The following is a 13460-nucleotide window of genomic DNA, read 5'->3' on the forward strand; positions in this document are numbered from 1 at the left end:
CGCTGGTGGAACCGGTGCTCATGGCGCCGCTGCGCCGGGAATGGGCCGCGCTCAAGGGCGAACTGGCTGCCGCCTACGCCAAGGGCAAGGGCACGCCCGCGCAGCGCGCCCAGATCCTCGCCTTTCTCAAAAAGCTCCGCACTATCATTGTCCTCGACCCGGCGTGCGGCAGCGGCAACTTCCTCTACGTAGCGCTCCAGATGCTGCTGGGCTTGGAAAAAGAGGTCATCACCTTTGCGGCGCAACTCGGCTGGCGGTTCGAGCCGGAAGTCAGCGTGCAACAACTGCGGGGCCTGGAAATCAACCCGTACGCATTCGAGCTGGCGCAGGTCTCCGTCCAGATCGGTTACCTGCAATGGCGGCGCGATAACGGGTTCAACAACAACCGCACACCCGTATTGCAAAATCTGGACGGGTTCCAGAATGAAGACGCCTTACTGGTGCCGCACTTCCGCAACAAAGCCAAGACGCTGAAAGAAGCGCAAGCGGGCGAACACGCGGGCGATGATGACTTGAAGTTTTACTCGGAGCGCGAATGGCCCAAGTGCGATGTGATTGTGGGAAATCCACCGTTTTTGGGCAATAAGCGGCTCCGTTCCGAACTTGGTTACGCCTATACAAAAGCCATTTTCAACACCTTTGGAGACCGGCTCCCAGCCACTTCTGATTTCTGTTGTTACTGGCTTGAAAAGGCACGCAAACAGATCGAATGCGGCAAATGTAAACGCGCCGGACTGCTGGGAACGACTGGCTCCAAACAAGTCAGTTCGCGCCGCGCCTTTGAACGCATCCAAGCAACCGGGCGAATCTTTTTTGCCATTTCTGATCGGGACTGGTTCGATGCCGCCACGGCGATTCGGATTTGCATGGTCGGCTTTGCCGGTTTGGATGCAACCGACAGGCCATCACTGGATGGTAAGGAAGTCGCAACGATCAACGCTGATTTGTCCAGCGGACTCGACACCACCGGAAAGCAATTCCTCCATGCCAACGCAAAGCTCTGCTTCATGGGGACGACTAAAGTTGGCGACTTTGACATTCCACAAGAAAGCGCCATAGAAATGCTTTCGGCAGTGAATCCGCATGGGAAACCCAACAGTGATGTGTTACGCCCCTGGAGAAATGGTAGTGATATTGTCCGAGCGCCAACGCATCGCTGGATCATAGATTTCGGGGTTGATATGCCCGTCGAAGAGGCATCCCTTTACGAGGCACCGTTCGGCTATGTGGAAAAGCATGTCAAACCTGATCGGATGAACAATAGTGAACCCGCGCGCGTAAAGTTCTGGTGGTTGTTTGCTCGGGCGCGGCCTGACTTGCGAGAGGCGGTAAATCACCTGCCTAAATTTATCGCTACCGCACGCGTTGCGAAGCATCGGCTATTTGTCTGGTTTGATTCAACCATTCTGCCTGACTCTAAAGCCATTGCCATCGCCTTCGGTGACGATTACCGCTGGGGCGTACTGCAATCGCGCATTCATGAAGTTTGGACATGCGTAACTTGCGGTTGGCACGGCAAAGGCAACGACGCAACCTACAATCCGACGGAGTGTTTCGAGACGTTTCCCTTTCCATTCCCCGACGATTTGCAGGCATCTGCGCCACCCGCTCCGGAACCGCCAGTGGCGAATGACGGATGGGACACCGTGATGACGACCCGATTCTACGAGGTTAAAGAAGATGCGCCACCCTACGGCGGTCCGCCCACCACGCCAGCGGGGCACCGTGCGGCGATTGCATCGGCGGCGAAGGCATTGAACGAGTTGCGCGAAAGCTGGCTCAATCCGCCGGAATGGACGGAAACCCGTGTGCTCCAATTCCCCGGCACGGTGGGTGGCCCGTGGGATCGTTACATTGACCGCAGCACCGTTCGGGATCGCGGCAGCTTCCAAATCGGCACGGTGCGGTATCCGCGTTTGGAACCACTCGACGCTGAGTGTGCCGCCAAACTCAAGAAACGCACTTTGACCAATCTCTACAACGAACGCCCCATGTGGCTGGACCTCGCCCATAAGAAATTGGACGCTGCCGTCTCCGCTGCCTACGGCTGGCTGGCCACTTTATCGGACGAGCAGATTCTGGAACGGCTGCTAGCCCTGAACCTGGAACGCGCCGCCCAAGAGGAACAGGGAAAAGCGGGCACGGATAAGAAGGCGAAAACGTCGCGGGCCAAGAATGCGGATGAGATGATATAGGGAGGGGAATAGTGAACGGAGGATGGACGGGATGGGGCATTGCAAATTGAAAATTGTAAATTGCAAATTGGGAAAACCGAAAACGACCCCATTCACCATAAAAATCAGAAGGCACCTCAAAGATGGAAAGGGCTGGGACGGATGGGACCAACGCGCCAGCACTGGCGTCGTTGAGGCTCCAGGGGCGGGTCCGGGTTGGCCAAGCAAAAGGCGGCACGCGGTTTCAACCGATGGCAAACGGATTCCGGACACTCGACGCGCAATTGAACCATGCCCAAAAGAACAGTCTTATCCGTTTAGGCTTTTTCGGCGCTGACCGCTTCAATTTGTTTTTTCAGGGCGGCGACGGCCGGGGTGATTTCATCGGCCAGCTTTTTCCAACGGCATTCCAAGGAAATGCAACCGCGGTAGTCCAGCTTTTTTAACGCTCGCAGATAAGGCTTAAAGTCGTCCCCATCCGTGCCAGGCGGAGTGCGTTGCGCCTTCTCCGCAAGGTGGCAGTGTGCCAACAGGGAACCGGCTTCCAGAATGGCATCCGGCGCCTCATTTTCCTTGAGCATGTGATACATGTCAGCGACCAGCTTGACCTTTGGATGGTCGACCCGCTTGATCAGTTTGTAGCATTCGCCGAGCGTATTGCCCAAATTGGTTTCCTCACGATTCAAACTCTCCATAGCCACAATCACACCATTCGCTTCCGCAGCCTGGCCCAGGCGCCTCACCACGCTGATAAACTGCTCATCCGCTTTGGCGCGATCAAACCCATCCGGTACCTTTCGGGCACTACTGCTGCCCAGAACCACGATCCCCACCCCCAGTTCCCGGGCGCGTTTCAGAGCAATGGAGGCGTAAGCAACCACTTCATCGTGCTTGGGCTCGGGGCCAACCAGTTTCAAATCGCCCGGTAAAAATCCGTTGCAGGCGCGAACGGGAATGTTCCTGGCTTTAAAGGCCTCGGCGATTTTGGAAAATTCCGCATCGGGAAGCTTGGGGTTCAGCAGCTTCCCTACGTTTTCCTCCACATAAGTGCATCCGGCCTTCTGAATGATATCCCATTGGTTCGCGGACCCGCAAACGCCCACGTCGCAACTCCAAGTCGTGCTGGCGGCACACTGTCCGGGTAGTGATAAGAATTCCATGCCGGCGAATAAAGCACCGCTGCCGGCCAGACCACCCAGGAATTCGCGTCGCGACCAATCCACCGTGGGCGCTGGTGCCACGGCAGAAGGTAGCGAACGGCTTCCATGATTCCGCAGGTTTTCCGCCTGTTTTGTATTCCTGCTGCCTTGCTGCATCGGGGCTATATTCATGGGGGCAAGGCTAATGATGCCGCTTGCCTGACGTCAATCATGATTTTACCGTTTGTCACTCGCGCTTGCGGACGCCAAGCTAGCGGACAGCCTCATCCTCAATTTGGGCTACACATCGTCTCTCAAAATTGTTGCCCACCGGCGGCGCGCTCAATTGCCAGCCTGGCGGCGGGAATATTCCCACTGAAACTTCAGACGCCAACGGCATCCATTTCCTGGTACGCGCTCCGCAACCACATTTTCACGCGTTGACGATCCATCAGACCGAGCCCGGTGGTTTCTTTATCAGCGGAGTTTTTTGCCGCCCAGAAGCTGCTGCTGCGCGCGTCAATCTTTTGGATGGCGGCCTCGTTCAACCGCTTGATGGAAACCGTGCGCGCTCCAAGTGCCAGCGCCCGTTCCGCTTCGCCTGACTGTTTGAGGATGCTGAAATCATCGCCGCGAAGCTCGTTCAACACCAGTACATAGCGGAGCCGATTGCCGAACCGATCAAGCAGTTTGGCCAGCAGATCCACCGAATCCTTGCCGGCGTCCATCACATGCCAGTAATGAAGGGAAAAGCCCCCCTCTTCGGCCAAATCGAATACGCCGGACTCTTCCATCCATTTTGCCAGGGGTTCGAGCGTCTGAGCCGCGAGGTCAACCAGGATGCGACGCTCGGGCTGCTCGACTGCCGCTTCGACAATCGCGTCCAAGGCCTCATAGCGATCCACCAGCACCGGCGAGGCATAGCCGGCGTAAAACCGCATCAGCGCCCCATGCGAGCGATCCGTGTCAAAGCCGAGGAACGGCAGTTGCTTGTCAATCAGGTATTGCGCGAGAACGCGCGCCACAAGGGATTTGCCCACCCCGCCTTTTTCCCCACCAACCAAATGAATATTCGACATAATTGTTTTTTATTTTTACAGGTTATATTCACTACTCATTAAGTCCCGGGCACCCTCGGAAACCATGTTGAATCCAAGTGAGCCCAAAACCTCCGCCAAACCGTCGCTGGGGTGGTGCAACCGGTCTGGCTTTCTTTTCAGAGGCGGGAGGCACTGGTTATTGGCCGCCCGCCGCCGCCAAACGTTACGCAATAATTGATTTGGGGCAAGGAGAAATCCGGCTCCTCGCTATTTTGAATGGAACAGGGGTCCAGTTAAACCCGAAATCCGAGGGCCGAATTCCGAAAGAATACCGAATTCCGAATTCCGAAGCCGAAATCCGAGGGCTGGCACGCGGTTGGTGGCCGGTTCGCGTTTCACGTTGAAACGCGGCGTTGTTCCAGCCCGGCGACGGCCACAGGCGTCGGTGGCTCCCCTCATGGAGGTGGCGTGTTTTCGGATCTCGGATTTCGGGTTTCTTTCGGATTTCGATTTTCGGTCTTCGGACTTGATCGCCATCCGCAGCCAAAAATTGGAGTCGGCCATCCCCCACATTAATGTTGGGAACCCCGAATAAAGCTACCAAAATGTCGCTTTAAGCCAGCGGCATTAAAATGAATGTTCGAACGGCGTGAAGCGAGGGACTCTGCGCAAGTGCTTCATAAAGCGACGTTAATAACACGCGAATCGGAGGATGATTTGTGGTGTTCCTGCCCTGCCAACGGCTTGGCATGGTCTGTGCTAAGTCTGGGTTGGCGAATGATTCGATGATCACTTTCCAAGGCATACGATGAACCAGCTTAACAACGTTGTTGACAGTGACAGGATCATGGCACAGATAGACACGATTATGATGTTGCAAAAATCGACGGTGAATCAAGTGCTGGCGCGCCGCAAAGCGCGCGAGTGGTCCCAGGCTGAACTGGCGCGCCGGGCGGGCATTTCCCGGGCAGCCGTCAGCGCCATCGAAGGCGAACATCTCACGCCATCGGTCACGGCCGCATTATCGCTGGCGGCGGTTCTGGAATGTTCCGTCGAGGAGCTGTTTGGTCGCGCGGCAGTCTCGCCACAGCGCGGATCGGAGTGGGGCTGGGCGCCGCGAACGGAACCCTGCCGCTATTGGGAAGCCGAAGTGAGCCGGCGGCGCATACTTTATCCCGTCGAGGCGGTGTCGTTGAATCCTGTTCCCCACGATGGCCTTTGGGATGGCGGAGTGTGCCGGGAGATCGGTGATTCGCCCGCCGAGCGGACGCTGACACTGGCTTGTTGCGATCCGGCGGCAGGTCTCCTGGCCGCCGAATACGCGCGTGCCTCGGGATTCCGGTTGCTGATATTTCCACGCAGCGGCGGCACGGCCCTGGAATTGGTGCGCAAGGGTCTGGTGCATGTGGCCGGGTTGCATCGTTCGACGGCGGAGCACCCGGATCGCAATACCGAGACGGTTCGCACCCAGCTTGGCGAAGGCTATCACCTGTTGCGGGTTGCGCAATGGGAGGAAGGGATCGCGCTCCCGATGGGCGATCAGACCTGCTCGCCGGAGCGCCTGGTCCGGTCTTCACGCCGCTGGGCGGTGCGTGAATCCGGGTCTGCGGCGCGCGAATGCCTGGACGAATTGCTTGGGGGGCGGGAGTTCTCCGGCCGCCAGGTGGATGGTCACGCAGCGGTTGCCGAAGCGGTTCATGCCGGGTGGGCCGAGGCCGGCATCTGTGTGAAGCTCTGCGCCGCTGAAGCCGGGTTAAACTTTCTCCCAATGCGTACTGAAACACTGGATTTCTGTTTTCCGACCGGGAAACAGCACGACCCGCGCATCCAGGCGCTCATCCGCCTGTTACGCAGCCGGGCTTATCGCCGCCTGGTCAGCGAATTGCCCGGCTACGATGGCCGATACACTGGAGAACTTGTGTCCCTTTGACCCAATCATTCGTTACTAATTTAATAAACCCATAACACATGAACAAAAGAAAGACCATGACATCATTATTATCCCCGACGAGTCCGCTTGGGCGGCTCCAAAAGACGGTTTGCCTGATTACCATCCTCGCACCGGCAGTTGCCGCCGTTGCTGCCGATGCGCCAACCAGCCAATCTGCGTCGTCTGCCACAACCGCACCCGCTCAAAGCGCCGGCCTGGGCAATGACTGGTTGCGCAAACAGTCTGGGGAATGGGAGAAGTGGGACATTGGCGGTCAGTTCCGCATGCGCTATGAAATCAAGCAAAATGCCGGTTACATCTCCAATAATGATTTCGTACACAACAGGGCCAACGACAATGATTACCTGATGGAGCGGCTCAAGTATCACTTGGGATACACCCCTGCCCCGTGGTTCACCGCCTATGTCGAAGGCCGCAGCAGTTTCGAAGAATGGGATCGCCGCGCCCCTTCACCGGAACTGGATCGGTTCAATCTGCGCCAGGCGTTCCTGTTGTTCGGGAATCCCAAGGCATTGCCCGTCACGGTGAAAGTGGGGCGTCAGGAACTCCTTTATGGTGAGGAACGAATGGTTGGCATCGGAGATTGGAGCACCACCGGACGGACATTCGATGCCGCGAAAATCCGGCTGGAAACCGAGTCTTGCTGGGTGGATGCCTTTGCCGGCCGGGTGGTAGTGCCCACGGATGGCCGCTTTAATGTAGCCAACGACTACGATTGGTTGATGGGCCTATACGGTTCGACCACGAATCTGATCCCCTGGCAGGAGACTCAACTCTATTTCCTGTCGCATAATGCCAGTTCTGATGCTCCCAATGCGATTGCTCCCGGAGTGCCCGGCACCCCCACCAGCGCCCGTGACATTTACACCTACGGCACCCGTTGGGCGTCGTTACCAGGGAAATTGGGCGGCTGGGATTACTCCCTGGAAGCGGCGGGACAATTCGGCAGCATCAACCAAGCCAAGGTCCGGCGGGTCCAACAGGCCTATTCCGTTTTCGCCAGCGGTGGTTATACCTGGAAAGATGCCTGGGCCAGCCCACGCCTTGGCTTGGGCTACGAACACGGCTCCGGCGACCACAACCCCAATGATGGCAAAAATCAAACCTTTGATAATCTCTTTGGCACCAACCATCGGTTCTATGGAGTCATGGACCTGTTCAGCCAACGCAACCTGCACATACCACGCCTGGGTGCCTCACTTAAACCACTCAAGAACCTGACCCTCTCCTCCGAGTACCTGCTGTTCTGGATGGTTGATACTCATGATTCGCTCTATCCCGAAGCAAGTTCAGGCCGCAGTGTCAACGGTTATGGCAAGCATCCTGATTTTCACACGTTTGTAGGGTCGGAGTTGGATATCGTGGCCAGTTACGCCGCCACGTCATTCTGCGATGTGCAACTCGGGTACGGCCACTTCTTTGTCGGCGATTACATCCGGCAATCGGTGAATTCAGTGGCGGCCAACGGCGGTGCAGTGGATGCCAACTGGACTTATTTTCAATTGCGTTTAAATTTTTAGCCGCAGCAGTCAGCACAAGTTCCTGGCGATCACCTGACCCAAATATGCGGGTACCCATGATAAACTACCTTTCAGCAATACTGCTGGTGAGCGTGACCATTTTAGGCGGATTTCCACTCGTAGCCGCCACCGTGACTGTCTTCGCCGCTGCGAGCCTGACCGATTCGCTCAAGGAAATCGCCGCCGCCTATGAAAAGCCGTCCGGCGACAAGATCGTATTCAACTTTGCCGCGTCGGGCCCATTGGCGCGTCAGATTGAAGCGGGCGCGCCTGCCGACCTCTTTTTCTCCGCCGACGAGGCCAAGATGGACACACTTGAGAAGCAAGGGTTGATCGTCAAGGAAACCCGCCGGAGCCGGCTTTCAAACCTCCTCGTTTTGGTGACCCTGACCGACAGTTCCTTGACCATTGCTTCGCCCAGGGACCTGGCAACGCCGGGCGTGAAGCGCCTCGCGTTGGGCGATCCCAAGACCGTGCCGGCCGGCACTTATGCCAAAGAGTATCTCACGAAACTGGAATTGTGGTCGGGCGTGGAAAAGAAAATCATCCCTTGCGAAAGCGTGCGCGCGGTGCTGGCGGCGGTCGAATCCGGCAACGTGGACGCGGGCATGGTGTACAAGACGGACGCCGCCATTTCCGGCAAGGTGAAGGTCGCGTTTAAAGTGTCCGCGAACGACGGCCCAAAAATCAGTTACCCGCTGGCGCTGGTAAAAGATTCCCGGCAGCCGGTGGCGGCCAGGAAATTTCTGGACCATCTCACCGGCCCGGAGGCGGACAAGGTTTTCCTTCGCCGCGGGTTCATCCTTTTGCCGGCGGAAGCGAAGCAATGAATGCTTGCCCGCGCCGGCTAAACCAAAAACACAAACTATGAAACTAAGTGCCCGTAACGTCATCCAAGGCAAAATCAAGAGCATCAAAAAGGGACCGATCAGCACGCTAGTCGTGCTCGAAATCGCCCCCAACGTGGAAATCGTCTCCGTCGTCACCAGTGAGGGAGCCGGCTCGCTCAAGTTGAAGAAGGGACAAACCGCTTATGCCATCGTCAAAGCGTCCAATGTCATGATTGGCGTGGATTGACGTGACTGCCGAAGAGTGGCAATTCATCCGCTTCACGACCGGGATGGCCGTGGTGAGCACGCTGTGGGTTTTGCCTTTTGGCCTGGCCTTGGCGTGGGCGCTGGCGCGGCGGCAATGGCGCGGCAAGGCGCTCGTGGAGACGCTCGTCTCGCTTCCGCTGGTCATGCCGCCGGTCGTCACCGGGCTGGTCTTGCTGAAACTGTTTGGCCGGCGCGGCCCGGTGGGGCACTGGTTGCAGGATTGGTTTGGCATGGAAGTGGTCTTCACCTGGAAGGCGGTGGTGCTGGCTCTGGCGGTCATGTCGTTGCCGTTGTTTGTGCGGGCGGCCCGCTCGGCCATCGAGGAGGTCAATCCCCTCTTTGAACAACTGGCCCGCACCCTCGGGGCCGGCGAATGGCGCGTGTTTTTCACCATCACCCTACCGCTGGCCCGGCGCGGGGTGCTGGCGGGCACGTTGCTGGCGTTTGCCCGCGCGCTGGGTGAATTCGGCGCCACCATCATGGTGGCCGGGAACATCCCCGGCCAGACCACCACCCTCTCGGTGGCGATTTACCAGCACGTCCAGCTTGGTGAAGATGGTCATGCCTGGACGCTCGCCGCCGTGGCGGCGGGGTTGGCGTTTATCGCGGTTTGGGCGAGCGAGCGGTTGCTGCGCCGCCGGGAAGGAACCCCTTGAACACCGGGTTGCACGCCGCCTTTTCGAGGCGCTTTGCCGCTGGCTCAACCATCCAGGTGGAGACGTTGCAGGTCGCGCCGCAGACGGGCGTCACCGTGCTCTTTGGGGCGTCCGGTTCCGGCAAGACCACCGTTCTGCGCTGCCTCGCCGGTCTGGAGCGGCCCGACGCGGGCATGATCCGTTTTGACGATGGGGTCTGGTCGGACGCGGCGGCGGGCCAGTTCCTTCCGCCGCGCCAGCGCAATATCGGTTTTGTGCCGCAAGATTATGCGCTATTCCCACATCTGACCGTGGAGCAGAACATCGCTTACGGCCTGAATGATCTGCCTAAAACTGAGCAACAGCAACGCATCGCCCATGCCTTAAGCTGGTTGAGCCTGGAAACCTTGGGCAAACGCCTGCCCCGGGAACTGTCGGGCGGGCAGCAACAGCGCGTCGCCCTGGCCCGCGCCTTGGTGCGCCGCCCGCGCCTGCTGCTGTTGGATGAACCCTTGTCCGCCCTGGACACCCCGACGCGTCAGCGGTTGCGCGGCGAACTGCGCGCGCTCCTGCGCCAGAGCGAAATCCCGACGCTGCTCGTCACGCATGATCGCCAGGAGGCGTTGGCGCTGGGCGACAACCTCGTGATCATGCACGAGGGGCGGGTGGTCCAACAAGGACCGGCCCATGAAGTCTTCAACCGTCCCGGCAGTATCGCGGCAGCCGGCATTCTCGCCGTCGAAACCATCCGGCCCGGGCGCGTCTTGGAGATGGCCGAGGGCTTGGTCACCGTGGCCGTTGGCGATATTCGGCTCACGGCGCTCAGTCACGGCCTCCCAGCGGGCACAAGCGAGGTGTTCGTGTGCATCCGGGCCGAAGACGTTATTCTGACCCGGGGTGAAGAAGGCCAGAGCAGTGCCCGCAACCAGTTATCCGCGACCGTTTCCACCTTGGTGCGCGAAGGTCCACTGGTGCGGGTGGATTCGGACTGCGGCTTTCCGCTAACAGCCCTGCTCACCAAACAAGGCTGTGAAGAAATGGCCTTGCGCGAAGGCGCGCGCGTGTACGCGCTGGTCAAAGCCCCCCATATCCATTTGATACCACACGTGGCCTGAGGTGTCGTTACTGGAAGATTGAGATGGCATTCAAAGTTTTTTCATTTCACGCTTGCCATCAAAGGGACCTTTCTTTTCCATGTGGTCATGTCGCGCAAATCAAGAGTCCAATTTCCGGGGGCCATCAACGCCATGGGGATCGGCGGGAGGACATTTATCCAGATGCCGTGGATCTGCGTATTTCTTTGGGAACGATTCAAAAGGAGGTATCATGAAAAAACAGGCAAATGGTCTGTCCCCCCACCGACCTTGACTTCCGAGTATCGACCGGTAGAGGTGGAGGAATAGGCCGAATGAAAAAGCAATATCCTGCCGGTGAATCGTTCGTGAATTTGGCCTCTCTTGCCATGTTCGCGTTACTTTGCTCAGGAAGCATCGTTGCCGCTGCGCCAGCCATCGATGTGCAGCAGCCGCTGGGAATATCTCTTATCGATGGCGGGTCCATTGTTGATTTCGGGATTGCGGCAACGGGCGGCAGTGGGACGGCAAAAACCTTTTCCATTTTCAATCTCGGCGCGGCGAATCTGTCGGGAATCATCATCACCAAAGATGGCTTGAACAGCAGCAATTTCACCGTCAACACATCGGGGATGAGCACCACAGTGGCTCCCGGCAGCAACACAACATTCAAAGTCACTTTCGTGCCTAATGCGGACGGCGTCCTCACGGCTGCGATTCACGTGGCAAGTAATGACCCAAGCAAGAGTCCGTTCGACATCTCTTTGGTAGGAGAAGGCCGCACTTTCGTGGTAGTAAGCTTGAACAACCCATCTGATACCGGGCCGACCACTAAGGGCCTTAATGCGGCTGGACTGGTTCTCAACGTGAACCTTGGTTTCGCCCCGGCACCCGGGACGCAGTTGGTTGCAGTGAATAACACTTCGCCCGATCCGGTTTCCGGATTCTTCCGCAACGCACCGGATGGCGGAACCATCCCGATAACCATTGGTGGCCAAACGTTCTTCTTCCTAGTTCGCTACGACGGTGGCGATGGCAATGATGTCGTGCTTAAGGCGGTAGATTGGGGACACCTCAACCTCGGAGGTTGCGGCATGGTTCTGCTTTTGAAGCGCGACCCTCGAATCACAAATGCCACTCATCTCTACATCGGCAGCGATGTCGCAGGTATCTGGCGCAGCAAGAATGCTGGCACAAGTTGGGAGCAGTTGACGCCTTGGAGAATGCTGGACACGCAGGATTGGTTTCCCGATCCCACGGATGCCCAAGGTTTCTTTGTAGCCTCGCAGAAGGGAGTATGGCGCGTTTCAGGAGATGGGTATTCCTGGAATCAATATGGAACCTTCCCTTCCGGGGAGGTGTGTGCCCTTGGAGGCGCCGTCGATACAGCGACAACCAATCTTGTGATGTATGCTGGTGTGGGTAACGCACGTTATAAAAACATCCCATCGGGTTTCACTGCGGGCCTCTATAAGCGCATTGGCGCAGGGGCATGGTCACTTCTTTCCGTCACCGTATCATCCACCACCCTCACTAATGCTGTCGTTGGCCTAGAGGTGAACCCGGCGAACCCTAACCAACTTTGGATTTGCGGTCCGCAGGGGGTTTTCTACTCGCTGAATGGTGGTACCACGTGGGAATTGCGCACCAATGGGCTGCCTAAAGGAAATGTGAACCGCATTCTCGTGAACCCTGGATACTTTTCGGACGATTCGATTTGCGTCGTGGAAAATGGCGGAGTTTTCCGGTGGAACGGCGGGATTTGGCTAGACCTCAGTGGCGCAGGCGGAACGGGTCCGCTACCAACGGCAACGCCGTGGCAAAGTCTGGCTTGGGACAGTGCGTTTCCTTTTGGCGAGCGGCTGCTCGTCATCACCAGCGGAACTTCGACGGGAGCGTGCTATTACACTCAGAACGGCAATACCAACACTCCGGTTTGGTCAGAGCGCAGCGCTGTGGGAACGCAGCCGTATGGTTGGGCTCCCGGGGCTTCGCCCAATGCTTGTGTCCTCTATAGTAATACGGGGTTTGTTGCGCGCTCCGCTGCTGTAAAATCGCCCAACCTTACCCTTTCATCAGCGGGTTCATATTATTGGAGAGCAATGTATTCCCAAGTGAACGGGAGCAATGCGCTCAATCAGACTCTCTGGACCGAACGAGGTTTTCAGAACACAGTCGCTGCAGCCATCGCAGCCAGCCCAGTGGATCCCAACCGAATTATGGTGGGAAGCTTCGACATAGGAATGTGGTTGACCACAAACGGGGGGGTGAGTTGGGCAAACAAGAGTCCTATTCGTGCTAGCAGCGGAGTTGGCACGGCGGGAGCCGTCGCGTTCAGTCCGTTGGACCCCACCAAGGTTTACTGCGGCGGACGGGACACCGTGGCCGGTTCACCGGGCAATTCGGCCATCAAGTTCAGCAGTGATTCGGGAGAAACTTGGACTGATATTTCCAGCGCCACATTCCCTGGATACAATAATGCTCCACAAGATTTTGCCTTCGCGCCAGACGGAACGCTGTTTGTCGCCGCGAACCCCGAATCTCCGTTCACCACAGAAGGCGGAGTATGGATGCGGATCACCAGTCCCAGCCCGGACTGGGCCTGTATCGGCTTGAGCGGGAAAGCATGCCGCTCCGTGAGTCTCGCACCTTTTGCGAGTGACCGAATACTCGTTGGTACCCTCTCTAGCGCTGGCGTATACTACGGGCGATACCAAGCCAATGTATGGAGTTTCACGAGAATACTCAATACCAGCACCGAATGTTGGCACGTCAGGGGTGTGTGACCGGAGAGTAACTTTGTTCAAGCGGCGATTTGGATTTTGAGGTAA

General features: G+C 57.6%; 10 protein-coding genes. 8 read left to right on the forward strand and 2 right to left on the reverse strand.

From position 1 onward, the window contains the following. The coding region (locus WCO56_25260; protein MEI7732905.1) for a DNA methyltransferase at nt 1–2195 on the forward strand (2195 nt) is incomplete at its 5' end. 296 nt (nt 2196–2491) lie between these two features. On the opposite strand, the gene WCO56_25265 is transcribed toward WCO56_25260, so the two are convergent. Both WCO56_25265 and WCO56_25270 read right to left on the reverse strand, forming a co-directional pair. Next, nucleotides 2492–3505 (reverse strand): sugar phosphate isomerase/epimerase family protein, encoded by a 1014-nt coding sequence (locus WCO56_25265; protein MEI7732906.1) that lies wholly within the window; start codon nt 3503–3505, stop codon nt 2492–2494. A gap of 191 nt (nt 3506–3696) precedes the next feature. Then, nucleotides 3697–4392 carry a mobilization protein gene (locus WCO56_25270; GenBank protein ID MEI7732907.1) on the reverse strand — a complete coding sequence of 232 codons (696 nt, stop codon included), beginning with the start codon at nt 4390–4392 and terminating at the stop codon, nt 3697–3699. Between the two features lie 829 nt (nt 4393–5221). Here WCO56_25270 and WCO56_25275 point away from each other — a divergent pair. The 7 genes from WCO56_25275 (at nt 5222) to WCO56_25305 (ending at nt 13415) form a co-directional block, all read left to right on the forward strand. Continuing rightward, nucleotides 5222–6283, forward strand: coding sequence for a substrate-binding domain-containing protein (locus tag WCO56_25275; GenBank protein MEI7732908.1), 1062 nt, complete (start codon nt 5222–5224; stop codon nt 6281–6283). A 56-nt stretch (nt 6284–6339) separates the two neighbouring features. Beyond that, nucleotides 6340–7824 (forward strand): alginate export family protein, encoded by a 1485-nt coding sequence (locus WCO56_25280; protein MEI7732909.1) that lies wholly within the window; start codon nt 6340–6342, stop codon nt 7822–7824. Between the two features lie 56 nt (nt 7825–7880). Continuing rightward, nucleotides 7881–8654, forward strand: a complete 774-nt coding sequence (modA, locus tag WCO56_25285) for a molybdate ABC transporter substrate-binding protein (protein ID MEI7732910.1) — start codon at nt 7881–7883, stop codon at nt 8652–8654. Nucleotides 8655–8691: 37 nt separating this feature from the next. Further along, nucleotides 8692–8901: a TOBE domain-containing protein gene (locus tag WCO56_25290; protein MEI7732911.1), complete on the forward strand. Its 210-nt coding sequence runs from the start codon at nt 8692–8694 to the stop codon at nt 8899–8901. A gap of 43 nt (nt 8902–8944) precedes the next feature. Next, nucleotides 8945–9577, forward strand: a complete 633-nt coding sequence (modB, locus tag WCO56_25295; protein ID MEI7732912.1) for a molybdate ABC transporter permease subunit — start codon at nt 8945–8947, stop codon at nt 9575–9577. Beyond that, nucleotides 9574–10671 carry an ABC transporter ATP-binding protein gene (locus WCO56_25300; GenBank protein MEI7732913.1) on the forward strand — a complete coding sequence of 366 codons (1098 nt, stop codon included), beginning with the start codon at nt 9574–9576 and terminating at the stop codon, nt 10669–10671. Before modB ends, WCO56_25300 begins: the two co-directional genes overlap by 4 nt. 293 nt (nt 10672–10964) lie before the next feature. Then, nucleotides 10965–13415: a choice-of-anchor D domain-containing protein gene (locus WCO56_25305; GenBank protein MEI7732914.1), complete on the forward strand. Its 2451-nt coding sequence runs from the start codon at nt 10965–10967 to the stop codon at nt 13413–13415. The last annotated feature ends 45 nt before the right edge of the window (nt 13416–13460 follow it).

The organism is Verrucomicrobiota bacterium (assembly GCA_037139415.1).
Taxonomy (GTDB): Bacteria; Verrucomicrobiota; Verrucomicrobiia; order Limisphaerales; family Fontisphaeraceae; genus JBAXGN01.

Bases quoted from the DNA above. Each gene is read 5' to 3' on its own strand.
- WCO56_25270 (MEI7732907.1), bottom strand. From the start codon at position 4,392: ATGTCGAATATTCATTTGGTTGGTGGGGAAAAAGGCGGGGTGGGCAAA.
- WCO56_25265 (MEI7732906.1), bottom strand. From the start codon at position 3,505: ATGAATATAGCCCCGATGCAGCAAGGCAGCAGGAATACAAAACAGGCG.
- WCO56_25280 (MEI7732909.1), top strand. From the start codon at position 6,340: ATGACATCATTATTATCCCCGACGAGTCCGCTTGGGCGGCTCCAAAAG.
- WCO56_25290 (MEI7732911.1), top strand. From the start codon at position 8,692: ATGAAACTAAGTGCCCGTAACGTCATCCAAGGCAAAATCAAGAGCATC.
- modB (MEI7732912.1), top strand. From the start codon at position 8,945: ATGGCCGTGGTGAGCACGCTGTGGGTTTTGCCTTTTGGCCTGGCCTTG.
- WCO56_25275 (MEI7732908.1), top strand. From the start codon at position 5,222: ATGATGTTGCAAAAATCGACGGTGAATCAAGTGCTGGCGCGCCGCAAA.
- WCO56_25305 (MEI7732914.1), top strand. From the start codon at position 10,965: ATGAAAAAGCAATATCCTGCCGGTGAATCGTTCGTGAATTTGGCCTCT.
- modA (MEI7732910.1), top strand. From the start codon at position 7,881: ATGATAAACTACCTTTCAGCAATACTGCTGGTGAGCGTGACCATTTTA.